Origin of the sequence: Clostridium sp. AT4 (genome assembly GCF_001517625.2) — a bacterium.
Classification (GTDB): Bacteria; Bacillota; Clostridia; order Lachnospirales; family Lachnospiraceae; genus Enterocloster.
The window spans coordinates 232734-259733 of record NZ_LN999828.1; the positions used below are offsets into that span (position 1 = coordinate 232734).

The 27000-nt window shown below is 49.1% G+C and carries 23 protein-coding genes; 19 read left to right on the top strand and 4 right to left on the bottom strand.

Translation table 11 applies throughout. The features are described 5' to 3' along the window. Positions 1-54: 54 nt before the first annotated feature. On the bottom strand, positions 55-639 hold the full coding sequence (locus tag BN3656_RS07325) for a chromate transporter (protein ID WP_066545930.1): 585 nt from the start codon (positions 637-639) through the stop codon (positions 55-57). Next, on the bottom strand, positions 636-1229 hold the full coding sequence (locus tag BN3656_RS07330; protein ID WP_066545933.1) for a chromate transporter: 594 nt from the start codon (positions 1227-1229) through the stop codon (positions 636-638). Before BN3656_RS07330 ends, BN3656_RS07325 begins: the two co-directional genes overlap by 4 nt. 169 nt (positions 1230-1398) lie before the next feature. Between BN3656_RS07330 and BN3656_RS07335 the strand changes: the two genes are divergently transcribed. From BN3656_RS07335 to BN3656_RS07410, 16 genes are all read left to right on the top strand, one after another. Then, positions 1399-2280 carry a LysR family transcriptional regulator gene (locus BN3656_RS07335; protein ID WP_066545936.1) on the top strand — a complete coding sequence of 294 codons (882 nt, stop codon included), beginning with the start codon at positions 1399-1401 and terminating at the stop codon, positions 2278-2280. A gap of 100 nt (positions 2281-2380) precedes the next feature. Then, the gene (locus BN3656_RS07340) at positions 2381-3805 is read left to right on the top strand and encodes an ABC transporter ATP-binding protein (protein WP_066545943.1); all 1425 of its coding nucleotides are present in this window, start codon (positions 2381-2383) and stop codon (positions 3803-3805) included. Beyond that, positions 3798-7820, top strand: a complete 4023-nt coding sequence (locus BN3656_RS07345) for a glycosyltransferase (RefSeq protein WP_066545946.1) — start codon at positions 3798-3800, stop codon at positions 7818-7820. Before BN3656_RS07340 ends, BN3656_RS07345 begins: the two co-directional genes overlap by 8 nt. Positions 7821-7943: 123 nt before the next feature. After that, positions 7944-8651 (top strand): nucleotidyltransferase family protein, encoded by a 708-nt coding sequence (locus tag BN3656_RS07350; RefSeq protein WP_066545948.1) that lies wholly within the window; start codon positions 7944-7946, stop codon positions 8649-8651. Positions 8652-8674: 23 nt separating this feature from the next. After that, positions 8675-9745: a GHMP kinase gene (locus BN3656_RS07355; protein ID WP_066545950.1), complete on the top strand. Its 1071-nt coding sequence runs from the start codon at positions 8675-8677 to the stop codon at positions 9743-9745. Positions 9746-9758: 13 nt separating this feature from the next. Continuing rightward, positions 9759-10334, top strand: a complete 576-nt coding sequence (gmhB, locus tag BN3656_RS07360; RefSeq protein WP_066545952.1) for a D-glycero-beta-D-manno-heptose 1,7-bisphosphate 7-phosphatase — start codon at positions 9759-9761, stop codon at positions 10332-10334. Between the two features lie 43 nt (positions 10335-10377). After that, positions 10378-11028 (top strand): SIS domain-containing protein, encoded by a 651-nt coding sequence (locus BN3656_RS07365; protein ID WP_066545955.1) that lies wholly within the window; start codon positions 10378-10380, stop codon positions 11026-11028. Then, positions 11018-11803, top strand: a complete 786-nt coding sequence (locus tag BN3656_RS07370) for a glycosyltransferase family A protein (protein ID WP_066545958.1) — start codon at positions 11018-11020, stop codon at positions 11801-11803. Before BN3656_RS07365 ends, BN3656_RS07370 begins: the two co-directional genes overlap by 11 nt. A 15-nt stretch (positions 11804-11818) precedes the next feature. Further along, positions 11819-14200, top strand: a complete 2382-nt coding sequence (locus BN3656_RS07375) for a hypothetical protein (protein WP_096807409.1) — start codon at positions 11819-11821, stop codon at positions 14198-14200. A gap of 39 nt (positions 14201-14239) precedes the next feature. Beyond that, the gene (locus tag BN3656_RS07380) at positions 14240-16102 is read left to right on the top strand and encodes a hypothetical protein (RefSeq protein ID WP_066545961.1); all 1863 of its coding nucleotides are present in this window, start codon (positions 14240-14242) and stop codon (positions 16100-16102) included. Between the two features lie 37 nt (positions 16103-16139). Next, entirely contained in the window at positions 16140-17612 is a 1473-nt protein-coding gene (locus BN3656_RS07385; protein ID WP_066545964.1) for a hypothetical protein, read from the top strand. A gap of 13 nt (positions 17613-17625) precedes the next feature. Further along, positions 17626-18423, top strand: a complete 798-nt coding sequence (gene rfbF / locus BN3656_RS07390; RefSeq protein WP_066545966.1) for a glucose-1-phosphate cytidylyltransferase — start codon at positions 17626-17628, stop codon at positions 18421-18423. Beyond that, a complete protein-coding gene (gene rfbG / locus BN3656_RS07395) occupies positions 18420-19481 on the top strand; it encodes a CDP-glucose 4,6-dehydratase (RefSeq protein WP_066545967.1) in 1062 nt (353 codons plus the stop codon). Before rfbF ends, rfbG begins: the two co-directional genes overlap by 4 nt. An 86-nt stretch (positions 19482-19567) precedes the next feature. Next, on the top strand, positions 19568-20914 hold the full coding sequence (gene rfbH, locus BN3656_RS07400; RefSeq protein ID WP_066545968.1) for a lipopolysaccharide biosynthesis protein RfbH: 1347 nt from the start codon (positions 19568-19570) through the stop codon (positions 20912-20914). 23 nt (positions 20915-20937) lie between these two features. Next, the gene (locus BN3656_RS07405; RefSeq protein ID WP_066545977.1) at positions 20938-21780 is read left to right on the top strand and encodes a LicD family protein; all 843 of its coding nucleotides are present in this window, start codon (positions 20938-20940) and stop codon (positions 21778-21780) included. Between the two features lie 23 nt (positions 21781-21803). Further along, entirely contained in the window at positions 21804-22760 is a 957-nt protein-coding gene (locus BN3656_RS07410; RefSeq protein WP_242962964.1) for a glycosyltransferase family 2 protein, read from the top strand. Between the two features lie 86 nt (positions 22761-22846). Here the strand turns inward: BN3656_RS07410 and BN3656_RS07415 are convergent, their stop codons facing one another. Both BN3656_RS07415 and BN3656_RS07420 read right to left on the bottom strand, forming a co-directional pair. Then, positions 22847-23335, bottom strand: a complete 489-nt coding sequence (locus BN3656_RS07415) for a hypothetical protein (RefSeq protein WP_066545980.1) — start codon at positions 23333-23335, stop codon at positions 22847-22849. Further along, entirely contained in the window at positions 23332-23538 is a 207-nt protein-coding gene (locus BN3656_RS07420) for a helix-turn-helix transcriptional regulator (protein WP_066545983.1), read from the bottom strand. Before BN3656_RS07420 ends, BN3656_RS07415 begins: the two co-directional genes overlap by 4 nt. 284 nt (positions 23539-23822) lie before the next feature. Here BN3656_RS07420 and BN3656_RS07425 point away from each other — a divergent pair, with 284 nt between their 5' ends. From BN3656_RS07425 to BN3656_RS07435, 3 genes are read left to right on the top strand one after another with little or no spacing between them, the layout of a single operon-like run. Beyond that, a complete protein-coding gene (locus BN3656_RS07425) occupies positions 23823-24455 on the top strand; it encodes a TetR/AcrR family transcriptional regulator (protein ID WP_066545985.1) in 633 nt (210 codons plus the stop codon). A gap of 40 nt (positions 24456-24495) precedes the next feature. Continuing rightward, entirely contained in the window at positions 24496-25716 is a 1221-nt protein-coding gene (locus BN3656_RS07430) for a TolC family protein (protein ID WP_066545988.1), read from the top strand. A 24-nt stretch (positions 25717-25740) separates the two neighbouring features. Beyond that, positions 25741-26961 carry a TolC family protein gene (locus BN3656_RS07435; RefSeq protein WP_066545991.1) on the top strand — a complete coding sequence of 407 codons (1221 nt, stop codon included), beginning with the start codon at positions 25741-25743 and terminating at the stop codon, positions 26959-26961. The last annotated feature ends 39 nt before the right edge of the window (positions 26962-27000 follow it).

The following is a 27000-nucleotide window of genomic DNA, read 5'->3' on the forward strand; positions in this document are numbered from 1 at the left end:
TACCACAGCCGCCCCTCTTTTTATGTGATAAAAGTCACGAAACAGAAAAAATATTTACAGAAGCTTCATAATGAGCTGCATGACAACTTCCGCCCCTCCGGAAAGAAGCATCACATGGATGGGATCCATTTTGAATCTTGCAAGAAGAATCAGGGAAAGCAGAAAGATTCCCACAGCTCTTATATTTGTACTGGAGAGAATGGCATCCAGATGGAGGGAGGAAATGTCATTTCCCCAGAATGCGGTAACCAGAATGCTGACTCCGGCAGCTGCGATCATGGCGATTACGGCAGGACGGAGGGATTTTAAAATGCCTTGAAGAAGGCTTAAACTTCGGTATTTTAAGTAAATTTTTGCCAGAATCGTTACAAGAATGCAGGAAGGGAGCACACAGCCGATGGTAGCTGCCAGCGCTCCGGGAACTCCGGCAATGCGGGTGCCTACAAAGGTTGCGGAATTGACTGCGATCGGGCCGGGGGTCATCTGGGAAATGGTGATCAGATCCGTAAATTCGGACTGGGAAAGCCAGGGATGAAGCTGTACTACCTGATTCTGGATCAGAGGCATTGCCGCATAGCCGCCGCCGAAGCTGAAGGCGCCAATCTGCAGAAAGCTTAAAAAGAGCTGTAAATAGATCATAAGGAACCGCCTTTCTTCTGTTTTTCACGGCTTAAGGTTGTGACGATACCAAGGCCGATGCACAGCAGGATAATGATAATGGCGCTGACGCCGAAGAAGTAGTTGGCAATAAAGGCTGCGGCCATGACAAGAAGGGGAACTGTCTGCTTTTCTTTTATAATGCCAGAGGACATTTCCCAGACTACCTCCATGATTACGGCTCCTACTCCGGCCTGCATTCCGTTTAACATCCAGCCCACATACTGATTGGAGCGGAAGGCGGCATAGCAGAGTGAAATCAGAGAAAGGATGGCAAAGGGAGGGATGACCGTTGCAAGAACGGAGGTCATGACTCCGGGAAGGCCTGCCAGCTTGTAGCCTACCACGATAGCCCCGTTGACTGCGATGGCGCCGGGGCAGGACTGGGCAATGGCTACCAGATCCAGCATCTCTTCCTCATCGATCCAGTGGTACTGGTCCACAAAGGTTTTTTTCATCAGTGTTACAATTACATAGCCGCCGCCAAAGGTAAAGGCGCTGAGATAAAAGGTAGAAATAAAAAGCTTTTTTAAGATGACAGACCGCTTTTCATGATGGGATACAGCTTCCATGGGTGAACTCCTTTTAAAACGGGAAGTATTCCCGGTTATTTTGCCGGAAAATCCATCCGGCATTCCTACTATACGCCTTGCAGATACATATGTAAAATACTATAATATTATAATATATATAATGAAAATATTATGAATATACGAATCAGTGAAAGAAAGGAGAAGGATCATGACGCTGCGTCATTTAAGGATTTTTGTCACGGTCTGCGAGACGGGAAGCATGACTGCGGCAGCCCAGATACTCTATATTGCCCAGCCCGCTATCAGTCTGGCTGTTTCAGAGATGGAGGAGCATTACAAAGTTCGGCTCTTTGACCGTATTTCACGCCGTTTGTATCTCACAGACAGCGGGCGGCAGGCTCTGGAATATGCCAGACATATTATCGCGCTTTTTGACGAGATGGAGCAGGGGGTGGGAGACGGCCAGGCGGCGAAAGAATTGCGGATCGGTACCAGCATTACCATCGGCTCCTGCCTGCTTCCCGGATATATCAGGGAGCTGAAGGAACGTTTTCCGTCGCTGACCGTACAGGCGGCGGTGGGAAATTCAGAGGCCATTGAGCAGAAGCTGCTTGAAAATCAGATCGATATCGGTATCATTGAGGGAATGGTTCACAGTCCCTATATCCACTGTAGGACCTTTCCCGGCGATCGGCTGGTATTTATCTGCCCTCCGGCCCATCCGTTTGCAGGGCATACCTTAAAATCGGCTGAAGAGCTGGCAGGACAGGATCTGATCCTGCGGGAGCGGGGCAGCGCGGGGCGAGAGGTTCTGGACGGGATTCTGGCAGCAGGGGAAATTTCTGTGAAGCCCTTATGGGAGAGCGTCAGCAATGAGGCGGTGCTGGAAGGGGTAAAAGCCGGTCTGGGCTTGTCGCTTCTTCCTTATTATCTGGTTCGGGACAGCCTTGAGAAGGGGCAGGTTAAGGAGTTCTTTATAAGAGGACTTGCACTGTCACGGAAGTTTTCCGTTATTTACCATAAGAACAAATTTTTGACAAAAGAGGCCAGAACGTTGATCGGGCTGGCGGCGGGGGAGGAAGAAGGGTAGTTTTTATTCTTTTTACCAGTATAAAAATTTGCCATTGTATGATATACTTATCCCTAAAGTGGAGAATTATGCAGTTATGCAACTAGATATGGAGAACGATATGGAAGTAAGAGAACAGGAAAATGCCATCAGCGTCCGGGACGTGACCAAGGTCTACCGGCTGTATGACAAGCCCATTGACCGTTTAAAGGAATCGATGAGCATTTCCCATAAAAATTATCACAGGGACTTTTATGCTTTAAGCGGACTTTCCTTTCAGGTAAAGAAGGGGGAAACCGTAGGGATCATCGGTACAAATGGTTCCGGAAAGTCTACCATTTTAAAGATTATCACCGGAGTGCTGACGCCAACCACCGGGCAGGTGGATGTAAACGGCAAGATTTCCGCCCTTTTGGAGCTGGGAGCCGGTTTTAATATGGATTATACGGGAATTGAAAATATCTACATGAACGGCACCATGATGGGCTATACGAAAAAGGAGATGGATGCAAAGCTTCAGGATATTCTGGATTTTGCTGAAATCGGAGATTTTGTCTATCAGCCGGTAAAGACCTATTCCAGCGGTATGTTTGTCCGTCTGGCCTTTGCTCTTGCGATCAACGTAGATCCTGAAATTCTGATCGTAGATGAGGCTCTGTCGGTAGGAGATGTATTCTTCCAGTCCAAATGCTACCGCCGGATGGAGGAGATCCGCAAAAAGGGCACGACCATCCTGATGGTTACACACGATATGGGAAGCATTATCAAATACTGTGACCGGGTGGTTCTGCTTCATAAGGGCGAATTTATCGCTGAAGGGCCTGCGGGCAAAGTGGTGGATATGTATAAGAAGATTCTGGCCGGAAAGCTGGAGGAGCTGAAGGCGGAGCTGGCAGCAGGAGTCCATAAAACGGATCAGCAGTCCGGCACAGAGGATGACCTTTCCGATTTCTCAGGCGGTATGGACGTAGACGGCCTTGTTGATGCACAGCTGGCAAAAAAAACATTTCTTGACAGCCATGAGAGCGCCGGAACTACAAATCAGCATCCCAAGGGGCTGATGCGCGATCAGATGACGATCAATTCAGACCGCACGGAATATGGCGACGGACGGGCGGAAATCTATGATCTGGGTCTTTTAGACGCCAGAGGCAATATTACAAATCTCCTGTTAAAAGGAGAGATGTTTACTATCCGTGAATGCATCCGTTTCCATGCGGATATTCAGTCGCCTATTTTTACCTATACCATTAAGGATAAAAAGGGAACGGAGCTCACTGGCACCAACACCATGTTTGAGGGAGCGGACATTCAGCCGGTGAAAAAGGGCGAGGAATATGTGGTGGAATTTACCCAGAAGATGACCCTTCAGGGCGGTGAGTACCTGTTAAGCATGAGCTGTACCGGCTTCGAGGCCGGAGAGCATACGGTATATCACCGTTTGTATGATGTGACAAATATTACTGTTATTTCCAATAAAAACACCGTGGGCGTTTACGATATGGAATCCCAGGTGAAAGCGGAAAAGAGGAAAGCAGATGAATGATATAAGCTATGAGATTCTGGATCTCTTTAAAAAATACGGCTCCGATCCGGAGGGGATTCAGAAAATCCTTGAAAATGACAGCCGTCCGGAGGTGTTGTATGCTCTTTCCGATGTCCGGAAAAATCTTTTCGACTGGATGGAGCTGGAAAAATGTGAAAATGTACTGCAGCTGGATTCCGGCTATGGGGTTCTCACCGGATTGTTTGCAGAGTGCTGCGCCCATGTGACTGTAACGGACCGCAGGGATGAAAATCTGGTGGTGAATGAGCAGAGAAACAGCAGTGCGGACAATATTTCCTATATAAAAGAAAACGATTGGAAGAAGGAAGACCACAGAGAAGCTTACGATCTTGTGGTTTTAGAATCTTCCCGCCCGGACATGGACTTAAAGGTCGTTGTAAAGGAGGCTTCTCAGTATGTAAAACAGGGAGGCCGTCTGGTGTTTTCCTGTGAAAATGCCCTGGGACTGTGCTTTTTATCTGGTGCTGTCCATGATGAGGATGAGAGTGCATTTACCAAGGGAGAACTGGAGGCGGCTTTTCGTGAGGCAGGCCTTGAAACCGTAGAATTTTATTATCCCATGCCGGAGTATAAGCGGGCTCAGACGGTGTATTCCGACCGGTATCTTCCCGGAAAGGGCGATATTCCCCATGTGACCGCAGTCTATGACCGCCAGCGCTGGGCCTGCATCCATGAGGATGAGATTTCCGATAAGCTGGTTCAGGAAAAGGCCTTTGGACTTTTCGCCAATGCCTATCTGGCAGTGGCCTCTAAGGAGCAGGAGCCCTTTGATACGATTTTTGCAAAATATAACCGGACCAGAAAACCTCAGTTTCAGATCCGCACCCGCATTTTAGAAGAAAATGGAAAGCGATATGTGGAAAAGGCTGCTCTTACAGAGGCATCCGGAGCACATATTGGTTCTATGGAGGAAAAGCATGAGAAGCTCTCCAAGGTAAATCCTGAAGTTCATGTGCTGGAACCGCATTTTTCTGAGGATAAACAGGCGGTACGGTTTGAGTTTCTTACAGGAAAGACGCTGGCAGAGGAGCTTGGCGGGCAGATCCGGGGAAAGAAGGCTCCGGTTGAGGCAATTCAGGCAGCGATGGAGCAGGTATTCTCAAAGGCAGCCCTGCGCCCGGAGTCCTTTTATGTGACGCCGGAATTTCTGGAGGTGTTTGGAAGGGATCCGGCAGAAGATTCACAGGATAGCGCTCCGGGAGAACTGGAACAGCAGCTGTCTGCCCTGTCGGATGCTTCCTACGCAGTCAGCAATATTGACGGCCTGTTTGAAAATCTGATGGTAAGCGGCGGCAAGCTGTACTGCCTGGATTATGAATGGGTCTTTGATTTCCCTGTTCCGGCAGGTTTTGTCCGCTATAGGAATCTGGTTTATTTCTATTATAAATATGAAGGCCTGATGGACTATGAAAATGCAGCTGATTTCCTGAAGGAATTCGGAATCGGGGAAGAACTGTCCGGGCTGTATGCTGCCATGGAGGAATCCTTCCAGTCCTGGGTACACGGAGACGGCACTCAGGGGTATATGGGTAATTATAAACAGCGTCTGGTGACCTTAGAGGAATTAAAGGCCCAGGAAAAGGAACTGGATCAGGCCAGAGAGCGGATCAACCAGCTTCAGGAAGAGGTGGAGGAGCGCAATATTCAGGTGAAAAAGGATCAGGAGATTCTGCGCCTTACCAATAATCATGTAAAGAACCTGGAAATCATGATTAAGGATCTGCGCCATGAGATTGACGAGCTGGGTAAGCTTGCCACCTATTTGAATGGTCATGAAGCGGCTGTATACAAGCTTCGCAGAAAGCTGGGGGTTCAGGTCAATAAGGCATTCCCAAAGGGAACCAGAAAGCGCAAGGTATTGAACTACTGCTTCCATACGGTGCGCCACCCTGCAAGATACATGAAGATGTATGCCACCAAAGAGGGCCGTAACCTGATTGAGGGTGATTTTAAGATTGGCGAGGGCTATCTCACCGGAGGCCACCTTTCCTTCCCGCAGTATCCGGGAGAGGGAAAAGAGGGAAAAAATGGCTGGGAAGGGCCCTTAGTCTCCATTGTGATCCCCTGTTATAACCAGATCCACTACACCTATGCCTGTCTTCAGTCCATTCTGGAATATACGAAGGACGTGACCTATGAGGTCATCATTGCAGATGATGTGTCAACAGATGCAACGGCGGAAATCAGCCGTTTTGTGGACGGGCTGGTGATCTGCCGCAATCAGACCAATCAGGGCTTTTTAAGAAACTGCAACCAGGCGGCAAAGGCAGCCAGGGGCAAATATATCATGTTTTTAAATAATGATACCAAGGTGACGGAAGGGTGGCTATCTTCTCTGGTGAAGCTGATCGAATCCGACCCGTCTATCGGTATGGTAGGCTCCAAGCTGGTGTATCCGGACGGACGTCTTCAGGAGGCCGGAGGCATTCTGTGGAGCGACGGCTCCGGCTGGAACTATGGGCGGCTGGATGACCCGGATAAGGCAGAGTACAACTATGTAAAGGACGTGGACTACATTTCCGGCGCCGCCATCCTTTTATCCGTTCAGCTCTGGAAGCAGATCGGCGGCTTTGACGAGCGGTTTGCTCCTGCCTACTGTGAAGATTCTGATCTGGCCTTTGAGGTGAGAAAAGCCGGATACCGGGTGGTATATCAGCCTCTATCCAAAGTCATTCATTTTGAAGGGGTGTCCAACGGTACGGATGTAAACGGTACGGGCCTGAAGCGGTATCAGGTGGAAAACAGCAAAAAGCTTCGGGAAAAATGGGCGGATGAGTTTAAGCGTCAGTCTGTCAATGACGGAAATCCCAATCCATTCAGGGCAAGGGAGAGAAGCCAGGGTAAAAAGGTGATCCTGGTAGTGGATCACTATGTGCCTACCTTTGATAAGGACGCAGGCTCCAAGACCACCTATCAGTATCTGAAAATGTTCCTGAAAAAGGGCTATGTGGTAAAATTCCTGGGAGACAACTTCCTCCATGAGGAACCCTATTCCACGGCTCTCCAGCAGATGGGAATTGAGATCCTCTACGGGGATGACTGGGCTTCCGGTATCTGGGACTGGCTGAAACGGAATAAGGATGAAATTGATTTTGCCTATTTAAACCGGCCCCATATTGCCACAAAATATGTGGACTTTATTAAGGAAAATACGAATATCAAAGTGATTTATTACGGCCATGACCTTCATTTCCTGCGTCTGGGACGGGAGTATGCTCTTACAGGCGATATTTCAATCAAGCGTGAGGCTGATTACTGGAAAGCCATTGAGCTGTCCATGATGCGGAAGGCGGCCATTTCCTATTATCCGTCCTATGTGGAGGTAGATGCCATCCACAAGATTGACCCGGAAATCCCGGTAAAGGCCATTACAGCCTATGTATACGATGAATTTCTTGCCAATATCCAGGAGGACTTCGCAAAGAGAGAAGGACTGCTCTTTGTAGGCGGATTTGCTCATCCGCCCAATGCGGATGCAGTGCTGTGGTTCGCACAGGAGATCTTCCCGCTGATCCGGGAAAAACTTCCGGAGATAAACTTCTATGTGGTAGGATCCAAGGTTACGGATGAGATAAAGGCCCTTGAGCAGCCTGGAAACGGAATTATCATAAAGGGCTTTGTCAGCGAAGAAGAGCTGGCGGAGCTGTATGCCTCCTGCCGAATCGTAGTCGTTCCCCTGCGGTACGGGGCCGGCGTAAAGGGCAAGGTAGTCGAAGCCATCTACAACGGAGCCCCCATTGTCACAACCGGCACCGGAGCCGAAGGAATTCCGGAGGTAGAAACCATACTGGAAATCGAGGATGATCCGGCTGCATTTGCAGAAAAATGTGTATCTCTCTACAACGATCCTGCCCGCTGCCGGAGTATGTGTCACGCCACTCAGGACTATATCCGCAGACACTTCAGCCTCGAAGGCGCATGGAAGGTGATAGAGGAGGACTTTCGCGACAGCAGTGAGCAGTGCAGCCATGCAGAATTTCACGTTGAAAAGTAAGCTCGCTTACTTTTCGACGGGGAAAGCTGCATGGCTATAGGGCGAACGCCTGCGACCGAGGAAACGCGCAGCGTTTTCGAGGTCAGCACTGAGGAATTTAAGTATACATTTAAGGAGAACAAAATGCAGGCAATACTTCTCGCCGGAGGTCTGGGCACCCGTTTACGCAGCGTCGTAAGCGACCGTCCCAAGCCAATGGCTCTCATACAGGAAAAACCATTTATGGAGTACGTTACCAGAGAACTGGTGCGAAACGGCGTCAGGGATATTATTTTTGCCGTAGGCTATAAGGGCTCCATGGTGGAAGAATATTTTAAAGACGGCAGCGATTTTGGCTTTCATGCAGCTTACGCCTATGAGGAAACCCTCCTAGGCACCGCAGGGGCCATTAAAAATGCCGGAAAATTCATTACAGAGGATCGTTTTTTCGTTCTCAATGCAGATACCTTTTACCAGATTGACTATACAAGACTGGTAAGGCAGCAGGATGAGCAGCAGCTGGACATGGCGCTGGTGCTGCGCAGAGTGCCGGACGTATCCCGCTATGGTCAGGCTGTTTTAGATGAAAAGGGCATCCTTACAGGCTTTAATGAAAAGACACAGGAGGCAGAATCCGGCACCATAAACGGCGGTATTTACCTTATGAAAAAAAGCCTTTTAGACGAGATTCCGGAGGGAAAGGTATCTCTGGAAAATGACAGGATTCCCTGCTGGCTGTCAGAGGGAAAGCGGCTGGGCGGCTTTGTAAATGACGGTTATTTCATTGATATCGGTATTCCGGAGGCTTATTTCCAGTTCCAGAGGGATGTAGAAACAGGCGTTGTCCGGTAGGTAAGAAACGGAAGGAGAAAAATATGGTAATCAGAGGCAGAGCGCCCCTGCGGGTCAGCTTCGGCGGAGGCGGCACGGATGTAGCCCCTTTCTGCGAGGAGCAGGGCGGCGCAATTATTGGGAGCACCATCAATAAATATGCCTACTGCTCTATCGTACCCAGAGAGGACGATCAGATCATTGTCCATTCTCTGGATTTCGATATGACAGTAAAGTACAATACAAAGGAAAACTACGTCTATGACGGCCGTCTGGATCTGGTAACAGCGGCTCTTAAGGCGATGGAGATCAGCCAGGGCTGCGAGGTATATTTACAGTGCGACGCGCCTCCCGGCTCAGGCCTTGGAACCTCCTCTACTGTGATGGTAGCCATGCTTACGGCTATGGCAAGATGGAAGGGGATCATGATGGACGCCTATGCCATGGCGGATCTGGCCTATCAGGTGGAGCGGCTGGATTTAAAGATTGACGGCGGCTATCAGGATCAGTATGCGGCGGCCTTCGGCGGCTTTAATTTTATTGAGTTCCACGGCAGAAACAACGTAGTTGTAAATCCCTTGAGAATCAAAAAGGACATTATCCATGAGCTGCAGTACAACCTTTTACTGTGCTATACGGGAAATATCCATGTATCTGCCAACATTATCAGGGATCAGGTACAGAATTACGAGAAAAAGGATGCCTTTGAGGCCATGTGTGAGGTAAAGGCCCTGGCTTATGCCATGAAGGACGAGCTGTTAAAGGGAAACCTCCACAGCTTCGGAAAACTCCTTGACTATGGATGGAAAAGCAAAAAGCGCATGAGCAGCAAGATCACCAATCCTCAGATTGATATGCTTTATGACGAGGCGATCAAGGCCGGAGCCCTGGGAGGAAAGCTCCTTGGAGCCGGCGGCGGCGGTTATCTTCTCATGTACTGCCCATACAATGTGCGCCACAAGGTAGCGGCCCGTATGGAGCAGGCAGGAGGCCAGCTGGCAGACTGGAATTTTGAACTGCGCGGAGCCCAGAGCTGGGTGGCAGACGAGGAGCGCTGGAAGTACGATCAGGTAAAGGTTCATATGCCAAATAAGATTTATACCTTTGATCTGTAAGCAGGAATGAGATATGGAAAAAATTGTATTTTTGGACCGGGACGGCACGCTGAATGAAGAGGTAAATTATCTGCACCGTCCGGAGGATATGCATCTGCTAGCCGGGGTGCCGGAAGCTTTGAGAAGGCTTAAGGAGGCCGGATTTAAGCTGGTGGTGGTCACCAATCAGGCCGGGGTAGCCAGAGGATATTATACGGAAGAGGATGTAAAAGTCCTTCATCGGTATATGAATGAGCTGCTGGCGGCAGAGGGGGCCGAAATAGACGGCTTTTATTACTGTCCCCACCATCCGGTTCACGGAATCGGGAGCTATAAAAAGGAGTGCAGCTGCCGGAAACCGGGAATCGGTATGTTTTTGCAGGCAGAAGAGCGGTTTACAGCAGATAAGTCCCATTCCTATATGATTGGAGATAAGCTTTTAGACACGCAGGCGGGGAAGAACTACGGTGTGACCTCCATTCTGGTAGGAACGGGATATGGGAAGGAGCTTTATGAAGCCAGTCAGGCGAAGAAGGATGAAGCGCCCTCATATGATTATTATGCAGAGAATCTGCCCCAGGCTGCGGACTGGATTTTAAGGCGGCAGTAAAGCAGAGGCGTGATATATTTCAGGAAAAAAGAGAGGTAACAGGATGAACGGCAGTAAGGTAGATTTGATTCTTAAGGAGTTGATGGAGCGCTATCCGGTACTGATGCCTGTAAAAGAGGACATTTTTAAGACATATGAAATTCTCAGGGATGCCTTTTTGCAGGATGGAACGCTTCTCATAGCCGGAAACGGCGGAAGCTGTGCGGACAGCGAGCATATTGTGGGGGAACTGATGAAGGGGTTTGTAAAACGGCGTCCGGTGACTCCTGCCTTTGAACAGAAGCTTAAGGAGGCAGAGCCGGAGCTTGGAGAGGAACTGGCAAAGCGGCTTCAGGGGGCTCTTCCTGCCATTGCCCTTACGGGTCATCCCGCCCTTTCCACAGCCTTTTTAAATGATGTGGACGGAAGCATGGGCTTTGCACAGCAGGTCTATGGTTACGGAAGAAAGGGAGACGTATTTTTAGGAATTACCACCTCCGGAAATTCAAAGAATATCCTGTATGCAGCAGCTGTGGCAAAAGCAGCAGGCTTAAAGGTCATTGGCCTTACAGGAAGGGATGGCGGCCGTTTAAAGGCGATGACGGATGCCTGTATTGTGGTTCCGGAGCAGGAAACCTTTAAGATACAGGAATTTCATCTGCCGGTTTATCATGCCCTGTGCCTGATGTTAGAGGAGTATTTTTATGAGGTATAAGCACGTGTTTGCCATTCCGGCCTATGGGCAGTCGCCCTGGCTGGAAACCTGTATCCGCTCTTTAAAGGCTCAGAGCCAGCCGTCGCCGGTTATCCTCTGTACATCTTCTCCCAGTGAATTTTTAGAGCAGATGGCAGAGAAGTATGAGCTACCCCTTTATGTGCGCCGGGGAGAGAGCAGCATCCGGGATGACTGGAATTATGCCTATGAAATGGCAGATGGGGAATATGTGACGATTGCTCATCAGGATGATGTGTATCATAAGGAGTATGCGGCAGAGCTTTTGAAGGCAGCCGGAAAATGGCCGGATATGACGGTTTTCACAACGGATTACGTGATTACAAAGGGCGGAAAAACCATTACAGGAGACAGGCTTTTGTGGGTGAAACGCATCCTGCGCCTGCCTCTTCGCTGTCCTGCGTTTAATGGCTTTACCTGGGTAAAACGCCTGCCTTTGATGCTTGGAAACTCCATCTGCTGCCCTGCGACCACCTACCACAAGTCCCTGTTGGGAGAACCTCTTGTGCGTTCTGAGTACAGCTACGCGTTAGACTGGGATAATCTGGTGCAGCTTGCAGAGCGTCCGGGCCGTTTTATCTGCCGTGAAAAGCCTCTTATGTATTATCGGGTTCACGACGGGGCGGCGACAAAGGCCTGTATGGAGGATAACCGGAGGGCAAAGGAGGAACGGGAAATGTTTGCCCGTTTCTGGCCGGAGCCGGTGGTCCGGTTTTTGATGCGGGGATATGCCTCTGCATATAAGGAATACGAGTAAAGGAAATGTTTCAGGATGTGCGGCATCAGACGAAGAGAGATGAAAATGGTCCTGGTCCTGCTCTGGGCAGCCGGGGCCATTGTGCTGGGAATCGGAGTATTTGAGCTGTTTTTAACCGGTTCTCTGGGGGAGATACTGAAAAAAGAGGAAACAAAGACCATGCTGGCCCAGGTGCTGGCCGTATTTTTATGGAACCTTCTGTGGCTTTCCAGAGTAAAGAACCGTAAAGCCCAGATTTTGGGAATCAGTGTGGGAAGCCTTCTGTTTGCCTGGTGTCATCAGATGCTTGTTCCTGCTGTTATATCAGGAGTGTGGATTGCAGTTTTAATCTGTCTGGGAAGATGGCTGAACGGGTGGCTGATGGGAGACCGGAAAAGGATGCAGGATCTGACCAGGAAAGAATGGGAGAATATCCACTGGGCAGAGACTCTGGCTCTGGGCCTTGTAACAGGAAGCGCCTTATGGATGGTCATTGTCTGCGTGATTTCCCTTACAGGCCATGGAGGAGTTCCCTTCTGGCGGATTCTGGCTCTGATCCTTACTGCGGGAACACTGGCGGTATGTGCGGCAATCCAAATCAGGAGAGAAAATGAGAGCAGAAAGCAGCAGGAAAGAAAAGCGGTTCCGAACAGAGAGGCCTTCTGGCAGGCTGTACTTCCGGATACCTTCCCACAGGCTCTTTTATGGGCGTTTATCCTTACCATGGTTCTTTTGCAGGCAGGACGGCTGAATATAGAGCTGGATTATGATTCCCTTCACTACGGCCTGCGTTCCGGTTTTGTGCTGGATAATGGGAAGGGAATTTATGAAAACCTGGGAATGAATAATCTGGTGTACAGCTACAGCAAGGGGCTGGAGGTTTTAAACCTTCCGCTGTCAGGTACGCCTACCTATGGTTTCGTCCTGGCCTTTTCCTTCTGGACAACTGTGGGAACAGTGCTTCTGGCCGGACATATAGGCGGGAGAAACGGCGGAAAAACCATGGCTTTGTGGACAGCCGCTGTATGTGCTGCCATTCCGGGCATTATGAATATGGCAGTGTCTGCAAAGAGCGACAGCATTACCCTTTTGTACCAGCTGATCATTTATGATTTCCTCTGCCTTGCCATTGGTAAGAAGGAGCAGGGGAAACAGGCGGTTCCATGGCTGCTCTTTGCAGTGGCGGCTTATATTGTGACCCTTGTTTTCAAGCCTACCGCACTGGTGTTTTCTACGGCACTGGGCGCGGCAGGACTGTTATGCCTGCTGCTTGGGAAAAATTTAAAAATTGGAAATAAAAGGTTAGTTTTCCTCTGGATGCTTCCGCTTATGGCTGCAGCCGGATTGTGGTACCGCACATGGAGGATCACGGGAGTACCGATCACTTCTATTTTTGCCGGAATGTGCGAAAAGATCGGTTTTGAGGTAAAATATCCCTTTAATTTTTCACGGGTCATCGGGGATCCCTGGGCTCTGTCGGCAGGTGAGAAGGCAGAAAGGCTCATGGAGCGTCTGAAAGGGATTCTTCTTGCACCTGTGGGAGAAGATATGGACCATGTGATCATTGCCTGGGGAACGGGGCTTGTGACCATCCTTCTCATTTTGTGGTGCATAAACCTTATTTTCCGGCTTCGCTCAGGAAAGCAGTCCGGGCTTTTTATGAACAGTCATGACCGATTTGACGGCGTTCTTACAGGAATCCTTCTGGCAGGCTCTGTTTTAAGCATTTATACATTGAGCCAGGTGGACGGAAATTATTTTATGCTGGTATATGCGGTTCTTGGAATCAGCGCAGTGCGCATGACAGGAACGTGGATAAAAGCCCGGAAAGAGGCAGGGAATCGATGGGCTCACAAAAGCCTCTGTTTTCTGGCAGTTCCATTTTTTCTATTCAATACGCTGGTATCCTGCACCACCAGCTGGGCCGGCACACCGGGCTTTACCCCTGTGAAATGGACCGGGCCGGGCTGCTATAACCACAGGACAGAACAGAACGAGCGGAAAATACGCCGGGGCTATGAAGCGCTGGCAGCCAGCTTTTCACCCAGAGACCGGGTACTGGCTTTTGGATACCACCCTGAGGTGCTGGATTTAAACTGCTGTGTTCAGAGCTATTATGATGTGACCGGCAGTGGGGGAGATGTTTATCTGGTAAAGAAGCTTGCGTATTTTGAAGAATTTCTGGAATATGCAGGGGTTGACTATTTCTTTGTCCAGGCTGGATATCTGGCCGATCGGGCAAGGGCCTTTGAAATCGTTGAAGACATGATCGAAGAGGGAACCCTGCGGGATCTTACCTTTGAGTGGGGAAATATGAAAGCCCGTGTGGCTTTAGATGAAAAGACAGAGGAGCTTCAGACAGAGGAGGCGGAGCGCTTCCGCCAAAACTACTGTATGAGAGAGAACGGATTCCGGTAGGCGTCCGGCAAACACACCTGAATAAAGGAGGCAGAAGCATTGGAAGCAAAGGACAGAATAAAATTCAGGATCGGATTTTCCAGAATGGAGAAAAAATATGAGTGGAAGGATCATCTGATCTTTATGGGACTGCTTTTCGGGCTGGCTGTGTGGGTCAACCGGGGAATCGAGATCAAGGGCCTTTATATGGATGACCTGTATTTCTGGTCCTGCTACGGAGAGCAGAGCTTTCTGCAGTATGTATTTCCAATGGGAAGTACCCGTTTCCGCTTCCTTTATTATCTGGCAGCCTGGCTGGAAATGGCTGTGGTGGGAAATCATGTGTCATGGTTCGTACCCATTAACATCCTTTTAAACGGAGCTCTGGCCTGCTATCTGTATGGAATTGCCTGCAGGCTTTCCGGAGCAAAGGCCATTGGATTTTTTACAGGCGTCATGTTTTTATCTAGCCGTATGGCCTATTATCAGATCGGACAGGTGCTGGGGCTGATGGAAACCATGGCGCTGTGGATGGCAGCGGCAATTTTGTGGAATCTGTACCGGTATATCAATGAAGATCACAGAGACAGCCTGTTTTTAAAGGCCTGTCTGCTGTATTTTGGTGTCTGCTTTGTCCATGAGCGTTATATGGCTCTCTTTCCTCTTCTCATTCTGGCCTTGATCGCGGTCCGGTGCAGACGGCCTGTCTGCATTGTGGGAGCGGTGGGAAGCTTCGGGTTGGTTCAGCTCATCCGGGCCTTTACCATCGGTACGGTGCTTCCGGCAGGAACGGGAGGCACTCAGGTGGCAGAAACATTAAATATCCCTCAGGCCATTGGCTTTGCCTTCAGTCAGGCAGCTTACATTTTCGGGATCAATGCGGGACCGGAGCACTTAAACGGCTGCCCCTGGGGCCAGAGCCCTTTTTGGGTTAAGCTTTTGGTGATCCTGGCAGATCTGGCGGTTCTTGCTATTGTGCTTGGTTTCCTTGTAATGTTGTTTGGAAGAAAAAGGAAAGAAAAACGGGCGGCCCTTTGGGTAAATGTCCTTTTATTTACGGGCTTTATTGCGCTTAATGTGGCATCCGCCAGCGTTACGATCCGTGTGGAACTGCGCTGGATCTATGTATCCTTAGCGGGTGCATTGCTGTTTCTGGCCTGGATGTACGGCGAGTTGACAAATGGAGTGAAAAAAGAGCTTTATCTGAAGCGCATCTGGCCCTGGGGCGTGCTCTTTGGAGCCTATGTGCTTTTCATGTTCCCTGTGGAGCTTTTTTACAGAGGCTGCTATCCAAAGCTTTATCTCTGGCCAGATCAGCTGCGCTATAATTCTCTGGCAGAAGAAACTTATGAAAAATATGGGGATGAGATTTTCGGAAAAACCATCTATATCATGGAAGACACCTATGAGATGAGTGATTTTACAGCCAGAACCTTCTTTAAGGTCTTTGACAAAAAGAGACTGGCCGAGGGAACGCAGGTAAAGAAGATTGAAAGCATCCGCGACATCGGACTGGTGGATGACAGTATGCTGGTGCTGCGGGAGGATCCGGAGCACAATGGTTTTCAGGATATTACAGATTTTGTAAGGGATTTAAAGCTCAAGGTGGATTACGGCTACTATGAGGACGGCTGGATGGATGAACACGCCTCTCTGACCGTGATGGCGGGAGAAGAAGGAATCATTGATCTGGAAATCATGTATCCCGGCATTATGAGCGGCGGAGAAATGATTACCATTACAAAGGATCAGGAGGAGCCATTAAAGCTTCCCCTTCACTCCAGTGTGTTGGATGCGCGCCTTACGGCCAGCCCCTGGCAGCTGGTGCACCTGACCTTTGACTATAATTTTTATATGCAGAATGCGATGGAGCAGAGGGGCGAAGACCGGCTGGCAGCTATTGTTCACATTTCGGCAGAATAAAGCCGGAAATAGCCGGGAATTTTGGAGGTAACGAATCATGAAGGCAGAAACAAACAGAAAAGACGTATACAGAAAGGCGCTCTGCCTTCTGATTCCCGCAGTGGGGCTGGCGTTTCTTTTATGGTACATCAAAAATGCCACCTGCGATGTGGTTTATTCCGATTATATCCGCCTGGTAAACAGCTACCTGCCGGATGTCTATGATCCGGATCGCTTTTTTGTGCCCGATGTCCTGACAAGAATTCCTATTAACTATCTGGGACGGATCATCAATGTGGAGCTGTTTGGCTTTTCCATTACTTTTGACCGGGTTCTGGGGGCTGTAAGCACAGCGCTTGCGGCCTGGGTATTCGGCCTGTATTTTATCCGTCACAAGCTGGGGAGCATATGGTTTTTTCTTATAATGGCCGTGACATTCAGCCTGAATCAATGGGAGATGCTTACAAATGGAAGCGGCTGGTCCCACTTTTTTGCCTTTGCCTGTTTTTATTACCATGAATTGGTTTTTGACCGGGTGTGGACGGGACAGGAGAAGAAAGGAGATACCCTTCGCATGATCCTGCTGCCAGTACTTATTATCCTTGGAACTGCAGGGCCGTACTGCGCAATCTATGCGGTGGTAATGATCCTGGCTTCAGCAGCGGGAATTGTAAGAGACCTGTGGAGAAAAAAACAAAAGCAGTCAGAATGTTCCGCTTTGGAAGGGGAAGAAGGGCTGGGATTTAAGGGGGATTTTCGCAGGTATCTGGCATTTCTTTTTGCAGTTTTGATCCCCCTTCTGCTTTATATCCTCAGCAATTCCTTTGCGGTGGAGGAGCACGCCGGAGCGACGGGACGTTCCCTGGGAGAGCTTTTAATGGATGCGCCCTCCTTTCCGGTGCGTTTTCTTTTAAAATCTCTGGCGGGAATGCTGATCGGAGGAGAGGAGCTGATCCAGTGGATTTCAGACGGGAAAATCACAGATGGGTTCTGTTATCTTTTGGGGCTTTTTGTGTCGGCAGGCTATCTGTGGGCTTTATGGATGAATCTGCGGCACAAAATTTATGAGAGATCCCTTTTCCCTATGATGCTCCTTACGGGAGGTGCCTTAAATCATGTGCTGATCTTTTTATCCAGATACATTTTTGAAAAGGAAAACTATGCGTTAAGCTCCCGGTATGCCCTGCAGTTTCAGGTGGGGATTCTGGGAATTATCCTGACCTTTGCCCTGGCAGTACAGATGAAAAGCAGGCTCTCTGCAGCCGGCCGCATCTTTGGGGCTGTATTCTGTATTGCAATCCTTCTGGGAAATGGTTATACTACATATCGTGAGATAGAAAAAGCGCCTTACCGGGAAGAACGGTTTGAGATGATGAGGGAGCTTGCCCCCCTGATGCCGCACCTGACCGATGAGGAGATGATGGAGATGGATCCCGCAGCCCCGGATCTGTATGAATACCGCAAGGGAACGGACAAGCTGCGAAAGGCATTTGAGATATTGGAAGAGAATCAGTTGAATGTATTTCGCTAATGGAGGAGATTCGATGAAAGTTGTAATATTAGCAGGGGGCTTCGGCACCCGGATCAGTGAGGAAAGCCACTTAAAACCAAAGCCCATGATCGAGATTGGTGAAAAGCCCATCCTGTGGCACATTATGAAGTATTATTCCGAATTCGGCTACCATGATTTTGTGATCTGTCTGGGCTATAAGCAGTATGTGGTAAAGGAATTTTTTGCAGACTATTTCCTTCACACCTCAGATGTGACCTTTGACCTGGCAAATAACCGGATGGAGGTTCACAATAATTATTCCGAGCCGTGGAAGGTAACTCTGGTGGATACGGGACTTAACACCATGACAGGAGGCCGTGTAAAGCGGATTCAGCCCTATATCGGAAACGAGCCCTTTATGCTTACATACGGGGACGGGGTTTCTAATGTGGACTTAAAGGCCCTGGCAGACTTTCACAAATCCCATGGAAAGATTGCCACGATTACGACCGTAAACCTGGGCCAGTCAAAGGGTGTTTTAAATATTGATGATAATGACAGCGTACTTTCCTTCAGGGAAAAGGATGACAATGACGGAGCGCTGATCAACGGCGGCTTTATGGTGCTGAATCCGGAAGTATTTGAATATTTAAAGGATGATACTACAGTTTTTGAGAGAGAACCCATGGAGCGGCTGGCGGCAGAGGGACAGATGAAATCCTTCTATCACAGCGGATTCTGGCAGTGTATGGATACACAGAGAGAGATGAAAAAGCTGGAGGCCTTATGGCAGTCGGGAAATGCGCCCTGGAAAATATGGAAGGATGACAGAAAGGATCTTAAGCCATGACAATTGAGAAATTAAAGGAATTTTATGGAAATAAAAAAGTTCTGATCACCGGACACACGGGCTTTAAAGGCTCCTGGCTTACCCGCATCCTGACTCTTTCCGGGGCAGAGGTTACGGGCTATTCCCTGACTCCGCCTACGGATCCCAGCCTTTTTGAAATTGCCGGTCTGGAGGACACTATAAAGAGTGTGGTTGGAGATATCCGCGACCTGGAGCATTTAAGCCGCGTATTTGAGGAAACCCGGCCGGAGATCGTATTTCATCTGGCAGCCCAGCCCATTGTGCGGGAATCCTATCAGGAGCCGGTTTACACCTATGAAACAAATGTAATGGGTACGGTAAATGTATTAGAGTGCGTCCGCCGGACGGAGAGCGTGCGTTCCTTTTTAAATGTGACTACGGATAAGGTTTATGAGAACCGGGAGTGGGAGTATGGCTACCGGGAGTGTGACAATCTGGATGGCTATGATCCCTATTCCAACAGCAAATCCTGCTCCGAGCTTGTGACCCACAGCTATAAAAAATCCTTTTTTGAGGACGGACGCTGCGCCATTTCTACCGCACGGGCGGGAAATGTGATCGGCGGAGGCGATTTTGCCGCAGACAGGATCATTCCGGACTGTGTGAGGGCAGCTGCGGCAGGAAAGACCATTATTGTCCGCAATCCCTATTCCACCCGGCCGTATCAGCATGTGATGGAGCCTCTGGCTGTTTATCTGGCCATTGCCATGAGGCAGTATGAGGACAGAACCTTTGAGGGGTATTATAATGTAGGCCCGGACGACAAGGACTGTGTGACAACGGGAACGCTGGCAGATCTGTTCTGCGCAGCCTGGGGACAGGGACAGACCTGGGAGAACCGCTGGGTGGGCGGCCCCCATGAGGCGAATTTCCTGAAGCTGGACTGCTCAAAGATCAAGCATACCTTTGGCTGGACGCCCAGATATGGCGTAAAGGAAGCAGTGGAGAAAACTGTGGAATGGTCAAAGGAGTATCTGGAGGGAGCGGATATGACAGAGGTGATGGACCGCCAGATCCGCGAATTTTTCATTTCATAGGAAAGGGCGTCCTATGGAATAAAAACGCTCCGCGGGGAGTGCCCTGCGGCGTTCCTATGAAATAGAATCAAGGAGGAAAACATATCATGTTTGAACATATGACCGAAGAACAGGCAAGAGCGCAGATTCTGGAGCAGGTAGCCGGATACTGCGATACCTTTCATAAAAAGGCGCCATACAGAGAAGGCGACAGGATTCCCTATGCGTCCCGCGTTTATGACCATGATGAGATGGTAAATCTGGTGGACAGCGCTCTGGAATTCTGGCTGACTTCCGGACGTTATACGGATGAATTTGAGAAAAAGCTGGCAGGATATCTGGGAGTAAAATACTGCTCGCTGGTAAATTCCGGCTCATCTGCCAATCTTCTTGCCTTTATGACCCTGACCTCTCCGCTGCTTGGAGAGCGCCGCATCAAACGTGGGGATGAGATCATCACCGTAGCCTGCGGCTTTCCTACCACCGTGGCTCCGGCTATTCAGTACGGCGCCGTTCCTGTATTCGTGGATGTAACCATTCCTCAGTATAATATTGATGTAACCATGCTGGAAGCGGCCCGGTCTGAAAAGACAAAGGCAGTGATGATCGCCCACACTCTGGGAAATCCATTTAACCTGAGGGCGGTAAAGGCCTTCTGCGACAAATATGATCTGTGGCTTGTAGAGGATAACTGTGATGCTCTGGGAACCCAGTATACCATGGAGGAGGATGGAAGCGAGGTTACAAGATTTACGGGAACCATCGGAGATATCGGAACCTCCAGTTTTTATCCGCCCCATCACATGACTATGGGTGAAGGCGGAGCTGTGTATACAGACAACGGCCTTTTAAACCGCATTATGCGCTCCTTCCGTGACTGGGGACGGGACTGCGTATGTCCTTCCGGCCGCGACAATATGTGCGGACACCGTTTTGACCGCCAGTACGGCGAGCTGCCTTTAGGCTATGACCACAAATATGTATATTCTCATTTAGGCTACAATTTAAAGGCAACCGATATGCAGGCTGCCATCGGCTGCGCCCAGTTAGACAAGTTCCCGTCCTTTGTAGAGCGCCGCCGCCACAATTTTGACCGCTTAAAGGCTGCTCTGGCAGGCACGGAGGACAAGCTGATTCTTCCTGAGGCCTGCGAGCACGCAAGACCCAGCTGGTTTGGCTTCCTCATCACCTGTAAGGAAGGCACAGACCGCAATCAGGTGGTTCAGCATATTGAGAAAATGGGCGTACAGACCCGTATGCTCTTTGCAGGAAACCTGGTAAAGCATCCCTGCTTTGACGAGATGCGAAAGAACGGGGAGGGCTTCCGTGTTGTGGGAAGTCTGGAGCATACGGATCGGATCTTAAAGGATACCTTCTGGGTAGGCGTATATCCCGGTATGACGGACGAGATGATCGACTATATGGCAAAGACCATCCGTGAAGCCATTGCCTGACAGGAACGGAGGTCGAGGACAGTATGGCACAGACATACGATATGACAAAGGTCCATGAGGCCAATTTAAAGATATTAAAGGAGCTGGACCGGATCTGCAGAAAGTATAAGATCCGGTATGCCCTGGATGCGGGAACCCTGATCGGCGCAGTGCGCCACAAGGGCTTTATTCCCTGGGATGATGATGCAGATGTGGTTCTGATCCGGAGCCAGTACGAGGCGTTAAAAAAGGTTATAAAAAGGGAACTTCCCGATACCATGGAGCTTTTGGAGCCGGACAGCTACCGGGGCGGCCGGGCATTTTATGACTTTACTCCCCGTATTATTTATAAAAACAGCCAGGTTCATCCGGACAGCGACCGGATGGACTATTATGAGGGAAAGTTAAACCATCTCTGGGTAGACCTCTTTATTCTGGATAAGCTGCCCGAGGGAAAGCTGGCGTCTGAGATGACCCGCTTTATCCACAAGGCCATCTACGGCCTGGCTATGGGTCACCGCCATGATCTGGATTATAGCAGATACAGCCTGCTTCACAAAATTTTTGTAGGAGGACTTGCCACAGCAGGGAAGCTGATTCCCCTAAAGTGGATCATTTCCATGCAGAAATGGGCTGCCTTAAAAGACAGAAAGAGCAAAGGAAGCCGGTGGTATTACAGTAATTACCAGCCGGATTACCTCTATGTAACTCTGGAGGATGACTGGTGCACCAAGACGGAGGATGCGCCTTTTGAAGATACGCAGCTGATGATCCCAAAGGGGTATCATCAGGTACTTACAGAGGTTTACGGCGACTATATGCAGCTGCCTCCTGAGGACAAGCGGGTTCCAACCCATTCCAGCCAGCAGATCCGGGTATTTGACTGAATATGATAAAGGAGAACCATCCTTTGAGTGAAGATAGAAGCAATCTGAAAAAAAAGATTCTTTCCGTGGTCGTGTCTGTTTACAATGAGGAACAGGCGCTGAAGGAATGTTATACAGAGATGAAGAGAGTGTTGGATACTCTTTCCTGGGATCATGAGCTGATTTTTGTAAATGACGGAAGCTCAGATGGCAGCCTGGAGGTGCTTAAAACCCTGGCTTCAGAGGATCAGAAGGTAAAGCTTATCAGCTTTTCCAGAAATTTCGGACATGAGGCAGCCATGATCGCGGGTCTGGATTACAGCACAGGCGACGGAGTGGTCTGCATGGATGCAGATCTGCAGCATCCCCCGGAATGTCTTCCCCGGATCATCAGGGCCTTTGAGGAGGGAAACGAGGTAATCAGTATGGTGCGTACCCGAAACAAAAGCGCAGGCCTGATCAAAAATATCACCAGCTCCGGATTTTACTGGCTGATCAACCGCATTTCGGATGTTCACTTTGAGCCTAATGCCTCTGACTTTTTTGCGATCAGCCGTTCGGTGGCAGAGGTTTTAAAAGGGAATTACCGGGAAAAGGTGCGTTTCCTGCGGGGCTATGTCCAGAACGTGGGCTTTCAGAAAACTACTCTGGAATATGAGGCAGGCGTGAGGGTGGCAGGAGAGAGCAAGTACAGCTTAAAAAAGCTGTTTATCTTTTCGGTTAATACCATCCTCTGCTTTTCCAATATGCCCTTAAAGCTGGGAATTTACGCTGGAATCTTATCGGGAGCAGCCGGGATGGCAGTTCTGGTCTATACGCTCTTTACCCGTCAGGGAGCTCCCAGTGGATATGCTACCATTGTGGTGCTGATCTGCTTTATGTTCGCCATGATGTTTCTGCTCATCGGCATCATCGGAGAGTATATCGCTATCCTTTTTACGGAACTGAAGGATCGTCCGGTGTATATTGTGAGGGAGACGGCGAATATAGAACACAATTAAAGATAAATACAAAATACCCTGAAAGCCGTTCAGCCCTTCAGGGTATTTTGCCGTACGGGCCAGTGAGCAGGACGCCCGGTCTACAGCTACATCCTTCGTGAAAGGATCATTCTCCAGATGATAAGGAGACCGGCAAAGGCTGCCATGATGCAGAGCAGAAGCTTTACCATCAGGACGCTTACAAAGCCGGACAGGAGGATCATCACATACAGAAGGATAAACAGGGAGTATCCCGCATAGGCCCAGCTTTTAGTACCGATGGCTTGGCTGCGTTCGTCAAACTCCCGGATTTCCTGCTGCCTTCTGCGCTCAGGATCCTTCAGATAGGAACGGTTTCTTAAAATCAATAAAACTCCGGCAATGATCAGCCCCAGGCCGGTGCCGTAATAGAAGCTTGTCATGAAGCTGCGGCTTTCCGGTTCCAGATAGAGAATGGGAGACGCTCCGGCCGAAGAAGCCAGAGCCGCTGTGAGAGCGGCCGCACCTAAAATCAAAGCAGCCGATCCAAGAAAGATCCGAAGCCTGCATCTGCGTACCAAACGGGTCTGACCGTTGTTTTTCATAGATTCTCTCATATGTCGTCCTCCTCTTCAAAAATAAAAATTTCTTCGATGGTCCGTCCGAAATACCGGGCAATTTTGTGCGCCAGTCCCAGAGAAGCGTTGTATCTTCCGTTTTCCAAAGAAATGATCGTCTGACGGGTAACGCCGACTGCTTCTGCCAGATCCTCCTGTCGGATCCGTCCGGCCCGGCGCAGTTCCTGAATCCTGTTTTTCATCTGTGACCGATTCCACCCTTCTTTTTACTGACAGCACCTTTCATCAATGGTTCCCCTTTTACGGATCGAGTAAAATGTAAAGCGAACTGTACAAAATAAGTATAGGAAACGTTACATCAAAAGTCAAGCTTATTTTACATTTTGTGCCTTTTTCAGATCCTGTATACAAAATGTTTGGAGAAATTTTATAATTGGGTCATTGACTTTCCGACCTGTAAGTGTTTATAATTTGAAAAGTGACAATATGTCATGTTTACCATTGACTCAAGGAGGCCTTGATTTCTATGCCAACCCAGCGGTTTTTTAAATTAAAGGAAGAAAAAAGACGGCTGATTTTAGAAGCGGCGGCCCACGAATTTTCCCGTGTGCCCTATTCGGCGGCTTCGATCAATCAGATCATAAAGGAGGCGGATATTTCCCGGGGAAGCTTTTATACATATTTTGAAGATAAGGATGATCTGATGCGTTATATGCTCCGGGGAATGCGGGAGCATTTCAGAGAACGGGTGATGCTGCTCCTGAAAGAAATGGGGAGTCCTTTTGCGGTCTGTTTACAGATGGTGCGGGAGTGGATGGATAAGGGAAATGACCATATCTTTTACAAGATCCATAAAAATCTCCTGTCGGATCTGAGCGTTTCCAATCAAAATCAGATCTTTGGCTTCAGAGGATTTACATTAAAGGATGACCCTTATGAGGGTTTTATCAAAGATATTTATGAACACATGGATCGAGAGCATTATCCTATGAGCCTGGAGGCTCTTATTTACGGGGCGGATGTAGCCGCTATGGTATGTATTCGGGCGATGAGCCTTTACTGCCAGAAGCCGCAGGAAAAGGAATCTATTTTACAGGCAACCGAAACAGAGATGAGGATTTTGGAAAAAGGCGTCTGCAGTCTGCAGGCGGCAAAATAGGATGAAACGGATATAAAATCGTATTAGAGGAGAATGAATCATGAAAAATCAGAAAAGAAAGACAGCCGGCCGTCATATGGCCGCGATCACAGCTGCTATTTTGACTATGTCATTTCCCATGAACATCCTGGCGGCATCTAACCGTCCGGATGACAATACCTATCAAGCTCCGGAGGCACCGGCCCCCAATTATAATAAGGATATGAGCCCTGAATTTGCCTACACGGAGGAAAAATGGGCTTCTCTCAGGGATAACGTGATGGAGTATGGGGAGCTGAAGGATCTGATCCATGAGTATAACCCTACAGTCCGCAGCAACCGTTCTGCCTATAAGGATCAGAAGGGAAAGGACTTAAATGACGTATATGAGCAGTATATGAACGATATCGATGATATCTGGGATCAGGCAGATGCGGCTGAGGATGATGTTACCTGGGCGTCCATGCGGTTTTCCGCAGGCCTTCTCACCAAGCAGGCAGACAACAATTACCAGGATGCAGATATGGAAAAGATCCAGTATGACCAGCAGGAGGCTGCTCTGGTATATCAGGCCCAGCAGATGATGGTATCCTTACAGCAGGCAGAAGACAATATAAAGAATCTGGAAAATACAAAGGCTCTTCTTCAGAGTCAGTATGAATTTACCAGGGCTCAGGCTGCCGCAGGCATGGCGACCCAGATAGATGTGCTTACTGCTCAGAAAAGCGTCCAGGATCAGGATACAGCCATCCTTGCTGCCCAGAAGAATAAGGAAAATGTCCACAGAAATCTCTGTCTGATGCTCGGATGGGACGCAGACGCCCAGCCGGAGATCCTTGCAGTACCGGAGCCGGATATGTCCCGTATTGATACCTTAAACCCGGATGGGGATGCCGAGGCAGCGCTTGCCAATAACTATGATGTAAGATATTACGAAAAAAAGGCAGGAAATCTTTCCAGCCAGGATCTGATCGAATCCAATCAGGCTTCCATTCAGAATGCAAAGGATACGGCTGTGCGATCCTTAAAAACGCAGTATAATACTGTACTTACGGCAAGAGATGCCCTGAATGCCGCTCAGTCTCAGCTTGCTGCTGAGCAATCCAAATTAAACAAGGCTTCTGCCAGTCTGACAGCAGGACAGATTACAAATCTTGAGTATCAGACCACGCTGAATGCTGTAATGACAGCGGAAAGCGATGTAAATACGAAAAAGCTTCAGCTGTTAGTGGCATTAGAAGGCTATGACTGGAATGTGAAGGGCCTTACCACCTCCAATTAAGCAGGATGAAAAGGAGACGATGAAATGAAAACCACATTTTTAAAACGAACGGCAGCAGCGTCCTTAAGCGTGGTTCTGGCAGCATCTGTGCCCTTTACTGTGCTGGCAGATCAGACAGATCCAAATGTGGCCTATGAACAGGAGCAGCAGCTTCTCTCAGACGGACATCTGGATTACGGTGAGATTGAGGGACGTGTAAAAAATTATTACGGACCGATGAAAAGCGCCTATGATATGGCAAAGGGAATGGTAGAGGATCAGGCTGATATTGCTGTAAATGAGCGTATTATGGCAAATGACCTTCTGTCCCAGGCCGATGTGGCAGAGGATATGGCAGAGGAACAGACTGGTATGGATCAGGCGATCTCTGCGGCAACCGCCAAGGCGCTGCGCCAGTCTGCCAGACAGATGAGAAATGCGGCATCCATGATGGGTCAGTCCTTAAAAAAGACCTCATCTACGGAACGTCAGGTAGACCGCCAGGCCAATTCCCTGATCATGAATGTCCAGTCCATGATGAATCAGTATGAGCAGCTGGTCTCCCAGCGTGCCATGGCTGCAAAGGGAGTGGAACTGGCCCGGACAGCCAGAGCGCTTCAGGATACCATGCAGTCTCAGGGGATGGCGGTGGACAGCGATGTTTTATCCGCAGCGGCTTCTCTTTCCTCTGCGCAGTCCCAGCTGGCCAGTCTGGATGCGGGAATGGAGCAGATCTATAAGCTTCTCTGCAGCTTTACAGGATATGACCCTGCCTCCGGCGTTACCTTTGGAGCAATCCCCTCTGCAGATCTGGCGGCCATTGACGCCATTGACGTAAATGCAGATAAGGAAAAGGCAGTAAATAACAACTATAACCTGATCAGCTTAAGAAGCTCTACCGGAGGCGGTATGACCGATTTTCAGGCTCGCACTACAAAGACGACTACACAGACTGAAAACCGTTTAAGAAATGTAGAGTATTCAGAAAATACAGTCCGTTCCGATATTCAGGCGCTGTACGATCAGATCCTGGAAAAACGCGCTGCCTATGATGCTGCAAAAACCGCTTATGAAAGCGGAAAAATGGTCTGGGATGCGGCTCAGATCCAGAAGCAGAACGGAAGTTTAAGCCAGATCCAATACCTTCAGCAGGAACTTGCATGGCTGACCGCAGAATCAGGATACCACTGTGCAGGTCTGGAACTTCAGCAGGCAATCCAGAATTACAGATGGGCTGTAGCCGGCGCAGCTGTGAGCGTTTCATAAATACAGTTAATAATTAAAAAATCCCTTTGGGAACCGCAC

Bases quoted from the DNA above. Each gene is read 5' to 3' on its own strand.
- BN3656_RS07325 (WP_066545930.1), bottom strand. From the start codon at position 639: ATGATCTATTTACAGCTCTTTTTAAGCTTTCTGCAGATTGGCGCCTTC.
- BN3656_RS07330 (WP_066545933.1), bottom strand. From the start codon at position 1,229: ATGGAAGCTGTATCCCATCATGAAAAGCGGTCTGTCATCTTAAAAAAG.
- BN3656_RS07335 (WP_066545936.1), top strand. From the start codon at position 1,399: ATGACGCTGCGTCATTTAAGGATTTTTGTCACGGTCTGCGAGACGGGA.
- BN3656_RS07340 (WP_066545943.1), top strand. From the start codon at position 2,381: ATGGAAGTAAGAGAACAGGAAAATGCCATCAGCGTCCGGGACGTGACC.
- BN3656_RS07345 (WP_066545946.1), top strand. From the start codon at position 3,798: ATGAATGATATAAGCTATGAGATTCTGGATCTCTTTAAAAAATACGGC.
- BN3656_RS07350 (WP_066545948.1), top strand. From the start codon at position 7,944: ATGCAGGCAATACTTCTCGCCGGAGGTCTGGGCACCCGTTTACGCAGC.
- BN3656_RS07355 (WP_066545950.1), top strand. From the start codon at position 8,675: ATGGTAATCAGAGGCAGAGCGCCCCTGCGGGTCAGCTTCGGCGGAGGC.
- gmhB (WP_066545952.1), top strand. From the start codon at position 9,759: ATGGAAAAAATTGTATTTTTGGACCGGGACGGCACGCTGAATGAAGAG.
- BN3656_RS07365 (WP_066545955.1), top strand. From the start codon at position 10,378: ATGAACGGCAGTAAGGTAGATTTGATTCTTAAGGAGTTGATGGAGCGC.
- BN3656_RS07370 (WP_066545958.1), top strand. From the start codon at position 11,018: ATGAGGTATAAGCACGTGTTTGCCATTCCGGCCTATGGGCAGTCGCCC.
- BN3656_RS07375 (WP_096807409.1), top strand. From the start codon at position 11,819: ATGTGCGGCATCAGACGAAGAGAGATGAAAATGGTCCTGGTCCTGCTC.
- BN3656_RS07385 (WP_066545964.1), top strand. From the start codon at position 16,140: ATGAAGGCAGAAACAAACAGAAAAGACGTATACAGAAAGGCGCTCTGC.
- rfbF (WP_066545966.1), top strand. From the start codon at position 17,626: ATGAAAGTTGTAATATTAGCAGGGGGCTTCGGCACCCGGATCAGTGAG.
- rfbG (WP_066545967.1), top strand. From the start codon at position 18,420: ATGACAATTGAGAAATTAAAGGAATTTTATGGAAATAAAAAAGTTCTG.
- rfbH (WP_066545968.1), top strand. From the start codon at position 19,568: ATGTTTGAACATATGACCGAAGAACAGGCAAGAGCGCAGATTCTGGAG.
- BN3656_RS07405 (WP_066545977.1), top strand. From the start codon at position 20,938: ATGGCACAGACATACGATATGACAAAGGTCCATGAGGCCAATTTAAAG.
- BN3656_RS07415 (WP_066545980.1), bottom strand. From the start codon at position 23,335: ATGAGAGAATCTATGAAAAACAACGGTCAGACCCGTTTGGTACGCAGA.
- BN3656_RS07420 (WP_066545983.1), bottom strand. From the start codon at position 23,538: ATGAAAAACAGGATTCAGGAACTGCGCCGGGCCGGACGGATCCGACAG.
- BN3656_RS07425 (WP_066545985.1), top strand. From the start codon at position 23,823: ATGCCAACCCAGCGGTTTTTTAAATTAAAGGAAGAAAAAAGACGGCTG.
- BN3656_RS07430 (WP_066545988.1), top strand. From the start codon at position 24,496: ATGAAAAATCAGAAAAGAAAGACAGCCGGCCGTCATATGGCCGCGATC.
- BN3656_RS07435 (WP_066545991.1), top strand. From the start codon at position 25,741: ATGAAAACCACATTTTTAAAACGAACGGCAGCAGCGTCCTTAAGCGTG.